Source organism: Rhodococcus sp. 05-2254-6 (assembly GCF_002258565.1).
In the GTDB taxonomy this organism is placed as follows: Bacteria; Actinomycetota; Actinomycetes; order Mycobacteriales; family Mycobacteriaceae; genus Rhodococcoides.
The window spans coordinates 1-16,073 of sequence record NZ_NOZF01000032.1 but is presented as its reverse complement, the minus strand read 5'-3'; the positions used below and the strand labels follow the sequence as shown (position 1 = coordinate 16,073).

At 65.1% G+C, this 16,073-nt stretch carries 12 protein-coding genes; 2 read left to right on the top strand and 10 right to left on the bottom strand.

Features of this window, described 5'->3' with window-relative positions:
* Window positions 1-17: 17 nt before the first annotated feature.
* The 9 genes from CH256_RS03665 to purL form a co-directional block, all read right to left on the bottom strand.
* Window positions 18-1,688, bottom strand: a complete 1,671-nt coding sequence (locus CH256_RS03665; RefSeq protein ID WP_094639296.1) for an ABC transporter ATP-binding protein — start codon at window positions 1,686-1,688, stop codon at window positions 18-20.
* Window positions 1,685-2,653 carry an ABC transporter permease gene (locus CH256_RS03660; protein WP_037194582.1) on the bottom strand — a complete coding sequence of 323 codons (969 nt, stop codon included), beginning with the start codon at window positions 2,651-2,653 and terminating at the stop codon, window positions 1,685-1,687. Before CH256_RS03660 ends, CH256_RS03665 begins: the two co-directional genes overlap by 4 nt.
* Window positions 2,653-3,693, bottom strand: coding sequence for an ABC transporter permease (locus tag CH256_RS03655; protein ID WP_176460326.1), 1,041 nt, complete (start codon window positions 3,691-3,693; stop codon window positions 2,653-2,655). Before CH256_RS03655 ends, CH256_RS03660 begins: the two co-directional genes overlap by 1 nt.
* 56 nt (window positions 3,694-3,749) lie before the next feature.
* Complete coding sequence (locus tag CH256_RS03650) at window positions 3,750-5,435, bottom strand: ABC transporter substrate-binding protein (RefSeq protein ID WP_094639293.1); 1,686 nt, start codon at window positions 5,433-5,435, stop codon at window positions 3,750-3,752.
* A gap of 116 nt (window positions 5,436-5,551) precedes the next feature.
* Window positions 5,552-7,114 carry an amidophosphoribosyltransferase gene (gene purF / locus CH256_RS03645; protein ID WP_068283319.1) on the bottom strand — a complete coding sequence of 521 codons (1,563 nt, stop codon included), beginning with the start codon at window positions 7,112-7,114 and terminating at the stop codon, window positions 5,552-5,554.
* A 126-nt stretch (window positions 7,115-7,240) separates the two neighbouring features.
* The gene (locus tag CH256_RS03640; protein WP_094668891.1) at window positions 7,241-7,627 is read right to left on the bottom strand and encodes a sterol carrier family protein; all 387 of its coding nucleotides are present in this window, start codon (window positions 7,625-7,627) and stop codon (window positions 7,241-7,243) included.
* A gap of 5 nt (window positions 7,628-7,632) precedes the next feature.
* A complete protein-coding gene (locus tag CH256_RS03635; RefSeq protein ID WP_373454771.1) occupies window positions 7,633-8,286 on the bottom strand; it encodes a CPBP family intramembrane glutamic endopeptidase in 654 nt (217 codons plus the stop codon).
* Window positions 8,283-10,010 (bottom strand): alpha/beta hydrolase, encoded by a 1,728-nt coding sequence (locus CH256_RS03630; protein WP_256989351.1) that lies wholly within the window; start codon window positions 10,008-10,010, stop codon window positions 8,283-8,285. Before CH256_RS03630 ends, CH256_RS03635 begins: the two co-directional genes overlap by 4 nt.
* A gap of 83 nt (window positions 10,011-10,093) precedes the next feature.
* Window positions 10,094-12,385 (bottom strand): phosphoribosylformylglycinamidine synthase subunit PurL, encoded by a 2,292-nt coding sequence (purL, locus tag CH256_RS03625; protein ID WP_094668889.1) that lies wholly within the window; start codon window positions 12,383-12,385, stop codon window positions 10,094-10,096.
* 113 nt (window positions 12,386-12,498) lie between these two features.
* On the opposite strand from purL, the gene CH256_RS03620 reads away from it, so the two are divergent.
* Window positions 12,499-13,263 carry a nucleoside phosphorylase gene (locus tag CH256_RS03620; protein WP_256989349.1) on the top strand — a complete coding sequence of 255 codons (765 nt, stop codon included), beginning with the start codon at window positions 12,499-12,501 and terminating at the stop codon, window positions 13,261-13,263.
* Between the two features lie 404 nt (window positions 13,264-13,667).
* Here the strand turns inward: CH256_RS03620 and CH256_RS03615 are convergent, their stop codons facing one another.
* Window positions 13,668-14,975, bottom strand: a complete 1,308-nt coding sequence (locus tag CH256_RS03615) for a M18 family aminopeptidase (RefSeq protein WP_094668888.1) — start codon at window positions 14,973-14,975, stop codon at window positions 13,668-13,670.
* Window positions 14,976-15,033: 58 nt separating this feature from the next.
* On the opposite strand from CH256_RS03615, the gene CH256_RS03610 reads away from it, so the two are divergent.
* Entirely contained in the window at window positions 15,034-15,930 is an 897-nt protein-coding gene (locus CH256_RS03610) for a hypothetical protein (RefSeq protein WP_068049926.1), read from the top strand.
* The last annotated feature ends 143 nt before the right edge of the window (window positions 15,931-16,073 follow it).

The following is a 16,073-nucleotide window of genomic DNA, read 5'->3' as shown; positions in this document are numbered from 1 at the left end:
CCGGTGGCGAGAAGAATTCACGTGTGCAGGCGCTTACCCGGGATCGCCGCCAACAGCTTCTTGGTGTAGTCGGCCTCCGGCGATCGCAGGATCTTCCACGGTGTCCCCTCTTCCACGATTGCCCCGTTGCGCAGTACCACCACGCGGTGCGCCACGCGGTCGACCACCGCGAGATCGTGACTGATGAACAGGCAGGCGAAGCCGAATTCCTGCTGCAGCGCCTCGAACAGGTCGAGCACGGCTGCCTGCACCGACACGTCCAGAGCGCTGGTCGGCTCGTCCGCGACCACCAGATCAGGTCCCAGCACCAGTGCCCGCGCCAGGCTGACGCGTTGCCGCTGCCCACCGGAGAGCTCGTGGGGGTAGCGCTTGTCGGTGCCCGACGGCAGTTGCACGGCGTCGAGCAACTCGGTCGTCCTCGCCGCGATCGCGTCCTTGGAGCCGTACTTGTGCACGATCATCGGTTCGGCGATGCATTGCCCGACGGTCAGTCGGGGGTTCAGTGATGCGGACGGGTCCTGGAAGACGAAGCCGAATCGCTTACGTAACGGCTTCAGCTTGCGTTCGCTCACGCCTGCGATGTTCTGCCCCATCACCGTCACGCTGCCGCTGGTCGGCTTCTGCAGTGCTGCAACACATCTGCCGATCGTGGACTTGCCCGAGCCGGATTCGCCCACCAGCCCCAGGGTTTCGCCGCGGTGGATGGTGAGCGAGACGTCGTCGACCGCCCGGAACGCAGGTGAGCCGACGCCGCCGGAGAACTGCACCACCAGACGCGAGACGTCGAGTACCGGTTCTCCCGAGGTGTCTACCGTCTTGTCGGACTCCACGGCGGCGAGGGTCGGCACCGCGGCCAGCAGCTTCTTGGTGTAGTCGTCGGCGGGTGCGTCGAAGAGTTGCGCCACCGGAGCTTCCTCGACGACGCGGCCGTTCTGCATGACGACGACGCGGTCGGCCAGGTCGGACACGACGCCCATGCTGTGGGTGATGAGCACGATGGCGCAGCCGAGCCGATCCTTGAGATCACGGAGCAGGTCCAGGATTTCGGCCTGCACCGTGACGTCGAGAGCGGTGGTCGGCTCGTCGGCGATGATGACCTTCGCCTCGCACGAGATGGCGATCGCGATCATGACGCGTTGCTTCTGCCCACCCGAGAGCTCGTGCGGGTAGTACGAGAAGCGCTGCTCGGGATTGGGCAGACCCACCATCGTCAACAGCTCGACGGCCCGAATCTTGGCATCCTTCGCCGACATTCGCTTGCCGTCGTCACTTCGGGTCGTTCCGCCGGCTCCACTCCTGGCGCGTGTGTGCGCCCGCAACGCCTCGACGATCTGATAGCCGATGGTGAACAGCGGATCGAGGGCGCTGCCCGGTTCCTGGAACACCATCGAAATCTTGTTGCCGCGCAACTGCGCCCACGCCTTGTTGCTCAGCGTCGTCACGTCCTGGCCACCGAGTACCACGTGTCCTTCGACGCGTGCGGTGTCGGGGAGCAGGCCGATGGCGGATCGGACGCTGACGGACTTGCCCGATCCGGACTCCCCCACCACGGCCAGTACTTCGCCGGGGAACACCTCGAACGAGACCTCGGTGACGGCATCGACTTCGCCGGCGTCGGTGAGGAACGTGACGGACAACGACTTCACCGACAATGCGGACTCGCGTGGAGTTGCAACACTCGATGTCATACCTTCACCGCCTTCTTGAACTTCTTGCGGGTGCGCAGCAGCGGATTGAGTGTCTCACTTGCGCTTTCGCCCACCATGGTCAGGCCGAGCACCACCAACACGATGCCCAGGCCGGGGAACACCGACGTCCACCAGATGCCGTTGGAGATATCGGGCAGCGCCTTGTTGATGTCGTATCCCCACTCCGAGGCGGAGGTGGGCTCGATGCCGAATCCGAGGAATCCGAGTCCGGCGAGGGTCAGGATGGCCTCGGCACCGTTGAGGGTGATGATGACCGGCAGCGTCTGCACCACATTGGCGAGGATGTGACGGAACAGGATTCGCGGAGTGCCGGCACCGGTGACACGGGCGGCGTCGACGTACGGTTCGGTCTTGACCGCCACCGTGGCGTTGCGCACGACGCGAAAGTACTGCGGGACGAAGATGGCCGTGATGGCGATGGCTGCGGATGCGATGCCACCGAAGCTCGACGACTGTCCGCCTGCGACGACGATCGAGATGACCACCGCGAGAAGCAGAGACGGGAACGCGTACATCGCGTCCATGAACAGCACGAGCACGCGGTCGAACCAACGGCCGATGTAGCCCGAGGCGAGGCCGAGCGGAACACCGATGATGAGCGAGAGAATCAACGACGACGCGATCACCATCAATGCCGTTCGGGCACCGTAGATCACGCGCGAGAACACGTCCTCACCGCGAACCGAGGTGCCGAACCAGTGCTGCGCGGACGGGGCTGCCTGTCGGGCGAAATCCTGCCCGGCGTCGCTGGTCTGCGAGAACCCGTACGGCGCGAGAAGCGGGGCAAACACTGCGGCGATCACGAACCCCACCATCAGCGCCAACCCGACGATCAAGGTGACGCGTTGCAACCCCGACGTGGACTTGACGAATGCGACGCCGGGAAATCCTCGACGGTGCGGACGGGTGGGAGGGACGTCGGACAGCACGACTTCGGTGCTCATCAGAACCTCACTCTCGGGTCGATGAGTGCGACGATCGCGTCGGTGACGAAGCTGACGACGGCGACCACGACGGCCAGGAACGTCACAATGCCCTGCACCGCAACGAAATCGCGTTGCTGGAGGTACCGGGCGAGTTCGTAGCCCAGGCCCTGCCACTCGAAGGTCGTCTCGGTCAGTACCGCACCGCCGAGGAGCACGGCGATCTGCAGGCCGATGACGGTGACGATGGGAATCATGGCGTTGCGGAACGCATGTCGTCGCGTCACCGTGCCCTCGCTCAATCCGCGAGCGCGCGCAGCGTCGACGAACGGTGCCTGCAACGTCTGAATCAGGTTGACGCGCACCAGCCTCAGGAACACTCCGGCCGTCAACAGACCCAGGGCGAGTGCGGGTAGCACGGCATGCTCGAGCACGTCCACGATGTAGCTCGGCTCGCCGTACAGGAACGAGTCGACGATCAGAATGTTGGTCTTGGGCGAGACGTTCTGCAGTGCCAGTTCCACATTGGTGCTGGCACGACCGGCGACGGGCAGCCAGCCGAGCTTGACTGCGAACAGCAGCTTGAGCAACATGCCGACGAAGAACACCGGAGCCGCGTACGCCAGGATCGCGAAGATCCGCAGCGAGGCGTCGCCGAATCGGTCCCGATGGGTGGCGGCGAAGAATCCGAGCGGGATGCCGACCGCGAAGGCGACCAGCAGTGCCCAGAACGCCAATTCCAGTGTGGCAGCACCGTTGACGAGCAGGACGTCACTGATCGCGCGGTTGTCGGTGGCGGAGCGGCCGAAATCGCCGCGCAACAGTCCGGTCAGGTACTCCCAGTACTGCGTCAGAATGGGTCGGTCGTAGCCGGCCTCGGCCTTGCGCTGGGCGATCTGTTCGGCAGGTAGGCGACCACCGAGGGCCGCGGTGATCGGATCACCGATCACCCGCATCAGAAAGAACACGACGGTGACGAGAATCCAGGCAGTCGGAATGATCAGCAGAAATCTGACCCCGAGATAGCGGGCGAGCGCGCCGTACCGTGACGGCGCGCTCACCTGCTGTGCTTGCTTCTCGCCCTCTACCGTCGTGCTGTCGGTAGTGGGCACGCCGGTCAGCCCTTGGCGAGAGTGACGAATCGGAACTTGAACGAGGCGTCGAGAGTCTCGTCCACGCCGCTGATCTCGTCGGTGGCGACGGCGATCTGCTTGCCCTCCAACAACGGAAGCGTCGGCAGGTAGTTCGTCGCGAGCTCGGTCTGAATCTGACCGATGATCTGCATCCGCGCATTCTCGTCGGCGGTCGTGCGCTCGAGATCGAGCAGTGACGTGATGGCCGGGCTCTCGAAGTGCGACTGCAGGAAGTTGTCCGGCCCGAAGAACGGCGTCAGGTAGTTGTCCGCATCGGGGTAGTCCGGGAACCAGCCCAGTTGGTACACCGGGTAGGCGTCGGCGACGCGTTCCTTGGTGTACGTGCTCCACTCGGTGGACTGCAGGTTCACGTTGAACAGGCCCGTCGCGTCGAGCTGGCTCTTGATCGCGGCGTATTCCTCGCTCGAGCTCGAACCGTAGTGGTCCGGGTTGTACTGCAAGTTGAGCTGCACCGGGGTGGCAACGCCTGCGGCAGAAAGGAATCCGGCTGCTTCGTCGCGGTTCGGGGTGGTGCCGTAGACGTCGCCGTACGCGGTGTTCGCACCGGCCAGGCCTGTGGGTACGACGGAGTACAGCGGGGTGTAGGTGCCCTTGTAGACGCCGTCGGACAGCGCCTGGCGATCCACCGAGGCCGCAATTGCCTTGCGCACGGCCAGCTTCTGATCAGGGGTGTCACCGGGCATCGTGTTCATGTTGAAGACCATGTAGCGCGATTCACCGCCGGGTCCCTCGTGCACCGTCAGACCGTCGACGCTGCCGAGCGATTCGACATCCGTCGGGGTCAGCGATCGCCATGCGACGTCGATGGCCTTGTTCTGCACGTCGAGCTTGAGGTTGTCGGAGCTGGTGTAGTACTTCGCGTTGATCGACGAGGTCTTCGGGGTTCCGAGGATGCCCTTGTAGTCGCCGTTCGCGGTGAAGCTGACGAGGGAGTTCTTGGCGTAGCTCGCGATGGAGTACGGGCCGGCGAACGGGGTGCCCGCCACGATGGCGTCGTCGTCGAGAATCGAATCTGCCGGGAACACGGTCTGGTCGACGATCGGGCCCGCCGGTGTCGCCAGAATCTGCGGGAACGTCTGATCGTTCGCGGCCTTGAGCGTGAACTCGACGGTCTTCTCGTCCGGAGTCGCGATGCTGTCGAGGTTCGTCAGCAACGACGCGGGTCCGTTGGGATCGTTGATGGCGACGATGCGATCGAAGGAGAACTTCACGCTCTCGCTCGTCAGCGGGTTGCCGTTCGCGAACGTCAGATCGTCCTTCAGCGTGCACGTGTAGACGGTCGGCTCGGCGAAATCGCAGCTCTCGGCGACATCGGGCTCGAGCTCGGAGCTACCGGGCGCGAAATTCATCAGGAAGGGATACGTCTGGTTCATGACCATGAACGAGCCGTTGTCGTACGAGCCCGCCGGGTCGAGTGACGTCACCTGGTCGGTGGTGCCGACGGTGATGGTGTCGCCACTGCCCTCACCGGAGCCACCGGCTTCGTCGGTGCGGCCCGAGCCGCAGGCTGCCGCAGTCAATGCGAGTACCGACAGTGCTGCCACTGCAGCAAATTTCTTGCCGTGTTTGCGTCCCGCTGTACCGGGTGCAGCGGTCTTCGATGCCGCGCTGTAGCGCTGCATGCGTCCGTCGTCGGGCGACAGGGTCATCTGAAAGCCTCTATCCAATCGGTGTGTCCTATGTAACTGAAAGGACAGTACCGACGGACTGTTTCCAATATGTGGCATTGAGAAAACCCTGCTGTTCCCTCGCAGGAACGCCCTGCTCAGGGACGACTCAGAGCACTCACGTTCGCGTCGTTGTCCACCGGCTGCCCGGCGGCCGAGGCCAGCAGACCCTCGAGAACGTGCTTGCCGAGTGCGTTGTCGGCCGGCAGATCGATCGGATACTTGCCTGTGAAACATGCTGCACACAACCGGGATTCAGGCTGCTCGGAGGCCGCGATCATGCCGTCGATGGAGATGTACCCCAACGAATCGGCACCGATCGCCTGCCGAACACCCTCGAGAATTCCGTCCTCGGAATCGACACCGTTGGCGATCAGCTCTGCGGGAGAAGCGAAGTCGATGCCGTAGAAGCAGGGCCAGCGCACCGGCGGCGACGCGATTCGCACGTGAATCTCCAGCGCACCGGCCTCGCGCAGCATCCTGATCAGGGCGCGCTGGGTATTGCCGCGAACGATCGAATCGTCCACCACCACCAGCCTTTTGCCCCGTATGACCTCTTTGAGAGGATTCAGCTTGAGCCGGATGCCGAGTTGACGAATGGTCTGCGACGGCTGAATGAACGTGCGGCCCACATAGGCGTTCTTCATCAAGCCCTGGCCGTAGGGGATGCCGGAGCCCTGCGCGAAACCGACCGCAGCGGGAGTTCCGCTCTCGGGCACCGGGATGACCAGGTCCCCCTCGGCCGGATGTTCCTTCGCGAGACGACGTCCGATCTCGACGCGCGTCGAGTGCACCGAACGACCACCGATGACGCTGTCGGGACGAGCGAGATACACGTACTCGAACACGCACCCCTTGGGCTCGGGAGCCGCGAAGCGTGAGGACCGAACACCGTCGGCGTCGATCGCGAGCAGTTCACCGGGCTCGATGTCGCGGACGAACGCGGCACCGACGATGTCGAGTGCCGCAGTCTCGCTGGCAACCACCCAGCCGCGATCGAGGCGGCCGAGGCACAACGGTCGAACGCCGTGCGGGTCACGCGCGGCGTAGAGAGTGTGCTCGTCCATGAACGTCAGACAGAAGGCACCCTTGAGCAGAGGCAGCAGTTCCATCGCCGCCTGCTCGATGGTGCAGTCGGCTGCCTTGTGCGCCAGCAGCGCGGTCACCACGTCGGAATCCGACGTGCCGTTGCCCTGCAGTCGGTCGCTGATCAGCCCTGCGTCGCGCGCCTTGGTGGCGAGCTCGGCGAAGTTCACCAGATTCCCGTTGTGGCCGAGTGCAATACCGGTCCCGGCGGTGGTGGTACGGAAGATGGGCTGCGCGTTCTCCCACGTGACCGAACCACTGGTGGAGTAACGGCAGTGCCCGATGGCGACATGCCCGGGCATCGCACCGAGCGTCTGCTCGTCGAACACCTGGCTGACGAGACCGAGATCCTTGAACACCAGCACCTGGGAACCGTCGGACACTGCGATGCCGGCAGCCTCCTGGCCACGGTGCTGCAGCGCATAGAGGCCGTAGTACGAGAGCTTGGCCACATCCTCGCCCGGTGCCCAAACTCCGAACACACCGCACTCCTCGCGCGGCTCGTTCTCCGGTTCGTCGAGGGGTTTGCCTAGCAGAAGATTCGGACTGTCGACCGACAAATCGGCGTTGGTCACGGGCATTGCTCCCTTGGGGGACGGGGCGGGGGGCCGTGCCTGAGTCTACGGGCACACGACCGGAGTCAACGCATCGTGTGGACGGGAGATTCCCAGTAGGTGAACCAGTGCCGGAATTGGAGCGAATCACCTGATGGACAACAGTGGCAGCCAGCGGCCAACTTCCGCCGCTCTACTGCCCGATGCATCGATCGAACCGTCGGCGAGGGCCTCGGCGAAATCCCGGATTCCGGTGACCACCTGCAGCCACGTCAGCGCGTCGGTTTCGACCACGTTCGGCGGTGTCCCCCGGGTGTGACGCGGCCCCACGATGCACTGCACCGCGACGAACGGCGGTACCCGCACCTCCACCGAGGATCCCGGCGCATTCTGGCCGAGAGTTCTGGCAGTGGTGCGTACCGCGGCGGCAATCTGCGCCCGCGCAGGCTTGTCCGCCTCACCCTTGATCCATTGCTCGACGGCCAGAACGGCCTCGCGTACCTCGGCGGGGCCGACTTCCTTGTGCGGTGGCACTGCGTCTAACTCCTGTCGTCCGCTGCGAGATGCGCCAGCACAGCGCCGCTGGCGTTGAGAAAGTAGTGCAGCAGCGCCGGGGCGAGCACACTGCCGCTGCGGGCTCGAAGCCACGAGAACACCACACCGGCCGCTGCCGTTGCCACCACAGTTCCGACCACGGTGTCACCCGCCGCGCGGGCCGGGTGAATGTGCCAGAGCCCGAAGAAGATCGGCGACAGAGCGGGCGACGCGGCGTCGAGCACACCGCGGAAGAGCAGTTCCTCGGTCAGTACCGTTCCCACCGGGATGCGAAACAGGACCCACTCGGCCAGTTCGTCCTCGGACGGCCGGACGCGGCGTCGCAACGCGGGAATCGCGGCGACGACGGCAGATCCGAGCACCGGCACCGCCGACGCCGCAGCGCCCCACTTCAGGCCGGCAGCGAAATTGCGCAGGCCCAGCTCTGCTGCGCTCGTTCGAGACAGTGCAGCCACACCGACGGCGAACGACGCGTTGGCCACTGCCCGTCCACGGGCATCGAGACCGAGCGCGGGAAGGAGGTAAGTGCTCCACGCCGTCGTCGCGATTCCGGTCAGAATGGGTCGTTCCGCAGGCTCCACTCCGGCCAGAAAGGGTCGTTCCGCAGGCTCCACTCCTGCCGTCACTGCGGTTCTCACTTCTCGGGACCGTCTCGGCCGGCGAACTGCTCCATGACTCCGCGGACTCGTTCGGTGTCGCGGTCGGTCCACCCCTCGGGCGCGGCGACGGCCACCCAGCCGTCGAGCACGAGGGTTCCGTAGTTGTGGCCGTGTCCGTCGGGAACGCCCGCGGCGTTGGTCAGATCGGCGGCCACCTGCCAGAAGGTCACGACCGGGAACCATCGCATGCTCGGCAGCCGGTCCGGCCCCGGTGGCTCGGACAGCCAGTCGGGACGCTCGAACAGCAGGTCGGGTGACCACCAGACCACCGGATCCGACGCGTGCTGGACGTAAAGGATCCGCGGCTCGTACCAGGGCTGATCCTCTGGCGGGATACCCGACGAGTTGTCGGCGAATCGGACCGTCAGTCCCTCGGAGTAGACCGGCCGCACCTCCGGGCTTCCCGGGTCGCGTCGGCTGACGAACTGACTCCAGATGCGGTTGTTGTTCGGCGGTCCCACCCACAGGACGCCGTCGGTGGTGGCCCGGATGTCGGCCAGACCGTCGAACGCTCCTTCACCCGCCTGGGTACCGAGGCTCTCGCCGTAGACGTAGAACTTCGGGCGCGTGGCCTCCGGTTCCTGCAGCCAGCGGTCGTGCACCTTGTCGATCAGAGCTCTGCCTGCCTGCGCGGCCTTGTCTCCCTCCGCGATGAAGGAGATCCAACTCGGCAGGTACGAGTACTGGGATGCGACGGTGGCGACATCGCCGTCGAACATGAGCTCTTCGGCTTCGATGGCGGTGGGATTGACCCATCCGGTTCCGGTGGTCGGGACGACGACGAGAGCCGCGCGCTGGAATGCCCCGGTGCGTTCGAGCTCCGCGACCACGATGTTCAGTCGCTCGTCCTGGGTCTCTGCCGTTTCCAGGCCTGCGTATGCCCGGATCGGTTCGACGCTGGGGCGGCCCGTTGCCCGCTCCATCTCGTCGGCCCGTAGTCCGCTGGAGACGAAGTTGCGACCCTCGAAGCCGAGGGTGTCCCACGGTGCCAACGAGTTCGGGCTGCCGGAGCGTTCGTCGGCGACGGGTTGTTCTGCGCCGTCCCGGGTTTCGTCGTTCTGCAGACTGAACACGGAATTGGTGACCTCGGAGACCGCGCGCAGCAGGACACCCTGGACCAGGGCGACGGACAACACGACGAGGACGACGACCCCGAGCGCATTGGCCACTTCGCGCGGCATCTTCACGACGCGGTTGATCTGACGGGCGAGCAGACGAACGAAGTCACGCAACACCCGCCACACCGAGATCAACAGGGCCGCAATGGCGATGCTGAGCGCGCCGGTGCGGAAATACCCCGTCGTGGTGGTTCCCTCCGCGTCCATCAGAGCGGCCAGCTCACGCTGCCATTCCGCCGAGATCGCCAGCATGATCATCGACGCCGCGATCGCGAGGACAGGAACGGCAGCCTTGACGGCCAGCTCGACCTTGCGCGGCAACGGCCACCACGATCGGGACGAGAGCCACCACCGAGTGACGGCCCACCCCACCGCGACGCCGAATGCGTAACCGATGGCCGCGTTGATACCGCCGATGATGCCCTGGAACAGCCATCCACGAGGGAGCAGAGACGGAGTCAACGACCAGCAGAAGAACAACGCGCTGAACGCAATTCCGGTGAAGTCCAGGCGCAGCAGGCCCCAGGCCCACATGACGAACGGATGCTTGGCGGGTGAGGGGACGGCGAACTCGACCGAGGGCAGGTGGTACCGATGATGCTGGTCCTGCTCGAGTGTCGCGTCGACCTCGTCGTGGCCCTGCTCCGATGTGCGTCCCCCCACCTCGGTCAGCCGAAGAGTCTGGGAAGAGTGCTCTCGAACGTCTCGCGCAGCTCCGTCATCGGGACGGAGAACTGCCCTTGCACCTCGATCGAATCCGAACCCTCGTCGACGACGCCGATGCGCGCCCACGGCAGACCGCGGGCGGTGCACATGCCGGTGAAGCGAGTTTCTTCCGTGCGCGGTACCGCGACCAGTACGCGGCCCGAGGACTCGGAGAACAGTGTCACGAACGGATCGGCACCCTCGGGAAGGATGATGCGGCAACCGGTTTCACCGGCCAGAGCGGCTTCGACGACGGCCTGAGCGAGGCCGCCCTCGGACAGATCGTGTGCCGCAGAGACCAATCCGTCGCGCGAGGACGAGAGCAGAATGTCTGCCAGCAGTTGCTCGCGGGCGAGATCGACCTTGGGTGGCACGCCGCCGAGGTGATCGTGCTCGACCTGAGCCCAAATGGACCCGTCGAACTCGTCATAGGTCTCGCCGAGCAGGATCAGCGTCTCGCCGGGCTCGAGTCCGAGGCCGGTGGGGATGCGGCGATGCACGTCGTCGATGACGCCGAGTACACCGACGACGGGTGTCGGGAGGATCGGCTCGGCACCGGTCTGGTTGTAGAAGCTGACGTTGCCGCCGGTCACGGGAATGCCGAGGGTGACGCAGCCGTCCGCCAATCCGCGCACGGCCTGCTGGAACTGCCACATGACGCCCGGGTCCTCGGGTGAGCCGAAGTTCAGGCAGTTGGTGACGGCCTTCGGGGTCGCACCGGTGACGGCGACGTTGCGGAACGCCTCGGCCAACGCCAACTGCGCACCCCGATACGGATCGAGTGCGGTGTAGCGACCCGACGCGTCGGTGGCCAAAGCGATTCCGCGACCGGTCTTCTCGTCGATGCGGATGACGCCTGCGTCGGCGTGCTCGGCGAGGACGGTGTTGCCGCGCACGTAGCGGTCGTACTGCTCGGTGATGAAACGTCGGCTGCACAACTGCGGCGAGCCGATCATCTTCAGCAACGTCGCCTTCAGCTCGTCCCCGGTTTCCGGACGCTGCAGCGACGCCGTGGTGTTCGCGACCAGATCGTCCTGGGTAGCGGGTCGCTGCACGGGACGGTTGTACACCGGTCCCTCGTGCGCGACGGTCTTCGGCGGAACGTCGACGACCGTCTCGCCGTGCCAGGTGATCTGAAGATGCTCACCGTCGGTGACCTCACCGATGACGGTGGCCAGGACGTCCCACTTCTTGCAGACGGCCATGAATGCGTCGACGTTGTCGGGAGTCACCACGGCGCACATGCGCTCCTGGGATTCGCTCGAGAGCACCTCGGCGGGCGTCATGCCGGTGGCGCGCATCGGCACCTTCTCCAGCTCGATGTGCATACCGCCACTGCCCGCTGACGCGAGTTCCGATGTAGCACAGGACAACCCGGCACCACCGAGGTCCTGGATGCCGACGACGAGCTTGTTGGAGTACAGCTCGAGGCAGGCTTCGATGAGCACCTTCTCGGTGAACGGATCGCCGACCTGGACTGCCGGAAGCTTCTTGCGGCCCCCGCCGGTCTCGTCTCCGTCGAAGGTCTCCGACGCGAGCACGGACACGCCGCCGATGCCGTCGAGACCGGTGCGTGCGCCGAACAGAATGATCTTGTTGCCCAGGCCCGACGCGAACGCGAGATGCATGTCCTCGACGCGCATGACACCGGCACACAGAGCGTTCAGCAGCGGGTTACCGGCGTAGGAGGCGTCGAACACCGTCTCGCCGCCGATGTTGGGGAGGCCGAGGGAGTTTCCGTAGCCACCGACGCCTGCGACGATGCCGCTCAGGACGCGGCGCGTATCGGGTGCATCGGCAGCACCGAATCGCAGCTGGTCCATGACGGCGATCGGGCGCGCGCCCATGGCCATGATGTCGCGGACGATGCCGCCGACGCCCGTCGCCGCACCCTGATAGGGCTCGACGTACGACGGGTGATTGTGGCTCTCGACCTTGAACGTGACGGCCCAGCCGTCGCCGACGTCGACGACGCCCGCGTTCTCACCGATACCGGCGAGCATGGGCTTGCGCATATCGTCGGTGGTGGTCTCACCGAAGTACTTCAGGTGCACCTTCGAGGACTTGTACGAGCAGTGCTCGCTCCACATGACGGAATACATCGCCAACTCGGCGTCGGTGGGCCGACGGCCGAGGATTTCCTTGATGCGGACGTATTCGTCGTCCTTGAGTCCGAGTTCCTTGTACGGCTGCGCTACGTCGGGGGTGGCGACGGCGTTGGAGACAGTGTCTGTGGGTACAGAGCTAGCGGACACGAGGAATAGGTCCCTTCAATGGAGCGAAATGCCAGGGAGAGTCTATCGGGACCGTGCGACATGTACGGCATCGGTCGTGCAAGGCTGCGCTTCGGTCGTGCGAACATCACCTGATGGACATCGCGCTGACCGAGAACGATCTGGACGAAACGGGCGTCATCGACCCGTCGATGGTGGCCAAGGGAGTCGACGTACCACCCAAGGCCGTCGTCTGTTTCTTCTCCGAGGTGATCGAGAGCATCTGTGCGAAAGGCGACGCCCGAGTCGTCTCGGTCATGCGCTCCGAGCACGGCGAACACCCCGTCTACGAGATCGAACGGAACGGGGAGAAACTTGCTGTCTTCCACCCCGGCGTCGGAGCTCCACTGGCCGCGTTGTTCCTCGAAGAGGCCATCGCGATGGGCTGCACCCAGTTCGTGGCCGTCGGCGGCGCGGGCGCACTGTCCGACGACCTGGGCATGGGACACGTGATGGTGGTCGACAGCGCCCTGCGTGACGAGGGCACCTCGTTCCACTACCTACCGCCGGGCCGGATCGTCGACGCCGACCCGGACGGAGTGGCCGTACTGCAATCTGTGCTGACCGACGCCGGAGTCGACTTCGTCACCGGCCGCTCCTGGACCACCGATGCGCTCTACCGCGAGACCCGTGCGCGCGTTTCCCGCCGCGTCGAAGAAGGCTGCCGAACCGTCGACATGGAAGCCTCGGCCTTCTGCGCCGTCGCACGATTCCGCGGCGTGCGATTCGCGCAACTGCTGTACGCGGGTGATTCCCTCGCCGCCGACTGGGACCACCGCGGCTGGACCAAGGCCACGACAGTGCGCGAACAGTTGTTCTGGCTCGCAGCCGATGCATGCCTGCAACTGAGCCCGATCTAGCCGAGACGCGGGTTGCCGGTTCACTGGGTTGCTGATTCGTATTCACTGGGTTGCCGGTTCGGGTTCACCGGGTCTCTGACTCGCCTCCGCCGCTTACCCCCCACACCCGACCCCCGCAAATGCGCGCGCGTTTGCCACACGCACGCGAAATCGCCCCAGCACAGGTCACGAATCCGCGAGCACCTGACGAATGCGCGCGCATTTGCGACCGCCGAACGAGAAACGGGAAACGGGAAACGGGGAACGGTGTTGCGCCGCGGTATTCAGCCTCTGTCCACACCCTCCGCCCCGCACCCCCGCAAATGCGCGCGCGTTTGCCACACGCGCGCGAAATCGCCCCAGCACAGGTCACCAATCCGCGAGCACCTGACGAATGCGCGCGCATTTGCGACCGCCGAACGGTCTCAGACTGGGGCCAGGAATGCCGCCAACGCGTCGGCGTAGGACTTCACGTCACTGGCTCCCATCAACTCTCGCGACGAGTGCATGGCCAGCTGCGCTGCGCCGACGTCCACCGTGGACAGGCCGGTGCGCGACGCAGTGATGGGTCCGATGGTCGAGCCGCAGGGCAGATCGGCTCGATGTACGTAGCGCTGCAGAGGAACTCCGGCCTGATCGCAGGCGAGCGCGAAGGCACCGGCACCCGCGGAATCCGTTGCATAACGCAGGTTCTGGTTGACCTTGAGCACCGGTCCCCCACCGAGTTCGATGCGATGCGCGGGCTCGTGCCGGTCCGGGTAGTTGGGATGCGTCGCGTGCGCCATATCGCCTGAGGCACAGATGGATCCGGCCATCGTGCGCAGGAATTCCTCACGGCCGCCGCCGCGTCCGAGCACGATGCGCTCGAGCACGGTGTTCAGCAGATCCGAGAACGCGCCGCGGTCGGACATACTGCCGACTTCCTCGTGGTCGAACAGGGCCAGCACCGGCGTGACAGCGGTCGGATTGTCCACTGCGGCAAGCAAAGCCTGAGTCCCGGCGTAGCAGGTGCCCTGATTGTCCAGACGTGGCGCGCTGACCAGTTCGGACTCGACACCCACGACGGCACTGGGAGCCAGATCGTGCGTCATCAACTCCCAACCCAGTACCGAATGCGGGTCGACGCCTTCTCGCTCGGCGACGTATGCGATGAACGATTGTGGCGAATTGCCCACGCCCCAAATGGCATTGACGTGTCGCTGCGGATCGAGGGTGACACCCTTGCGATCCTCGGAGAGGTGGATCGCAAGCTGCGGGACTCGCAGAATGGGCTCGTCGACCTTCACCAGAACCTCGCGCACCGCGTTTCCGTCGCGCACACTCAGCCGGCCGGAAATGCCCAGATCGCGATCGAGCCAGGAGTTGAGCCACGCACCGCCGTACGGCTCGAGGCCCACCATCTGCCAGCCCGCGGATTGCAGATCGGGATGTTGCTTCACGCGGAGGTTGGGGCTGTCGGTGTGTCCGCCGACGATACGGAACGGGCCATCAGGAGTGGAGCCTGCGGAACGACCCGAACTACTGCTCTCGGTGCTCCAGGCGACCAGTGATCCGCCGCGGATCAGGTAGTAGCGGCCTGCTTCCGTAGGCCAGGTATCGGTCTCGTCGAGCCGTACGAATCCTGCGTCGTCGAGTTGGACGGAGACTGTCCGGCACACGTGAAACGGTGACGGAGAGACGTCGACGAAGTTGCAGAGACCGGTTGCGGAGGCGTGAGTCGACATGGGAACCATTGTGGCAGCCGCCGCGTCGAACACCTCGAGAGCACACACCGACCGGGGGGACGACTTCATGAAATTTCATTCTCTGCCTGATTACGGCGCAGTTCACGCGACCACATTCGCCATCGTGCGAATGAAGACGATCGAAGCATTTCGCAAGCGTGGGGTGGTGGTTCACCGCGAGGATGCGACGACGTTGGCGGTGGGCTCGGGCGTTCGCATGTCACTGAACAACGTGTTCGCCCGATGCTCCGGGGTGAGTCGATCGGCGTGGGACGGCATCATTGCCGGCTATGTCGACCTGATGATCGAGATGATGCGCGAGGCGGATCCCACGTTCTTCACCGGATTGTCGGACGACGAGTTCTACTCGAGGCTGCGCGAGCGCGTCATCGCTCCGTCCGCCCTGGCGGCCATGGGTGAGTGCGAGTACGAGTATTCCGTCCCGCTACTCGACGTGCCGGGCGCACCGCGACGGGTGCTGAACCTGTCTTCTCCGAATCGCGCTGTGACACTGGCAGATCGGCATCTTGTCGGCCGAGACCTGGACGCCGCCTGGGCCGCCGGCCGAAGGAACACCGCAGCGCTGAAATTCGAGGACGGCCGAGTTCTCAGCAGAAACAGCGTCGACATCGAGGTCCTCAGCGGTGATTCGATCTACCTCGCGTCGAAGGTCGCCGATATGACCACGCTGATCTCCGCGCACCTCGGCGAATGTCTGTACGGCGTATTGTTCGTCGTTCCCAATGCCTACGAGTTCATTTTTCACCGGCCTCGCAACGCCGACGTGGCGCTCGCGGCAGCAGCCGAGCTCGCCGAGCTGGCAGATATGTTCACTCGTGACACGCCTAGCCCACTGTCACGCTCGGTGTTCTTCTGGCGGGACGGCGAGTACTGCGACGTATCGGGCGGGCCCACGGGAGTTTTCGCCGCTACCTTGGCTGAGCTGCCGGCGGCCGCGGCCTGACCGCGGTCACGTGCCGGTAGACCCGCTGTTCGGGCGGCGGGGTGGTGGGCCGTCCCGCAGCAGCATCGCAAAGACGTCCCAGCCGACCACGAGCGTCATCCAAGCTTGGGCGGGCATCCGCCGCTCAGTGCGAACCGGACACG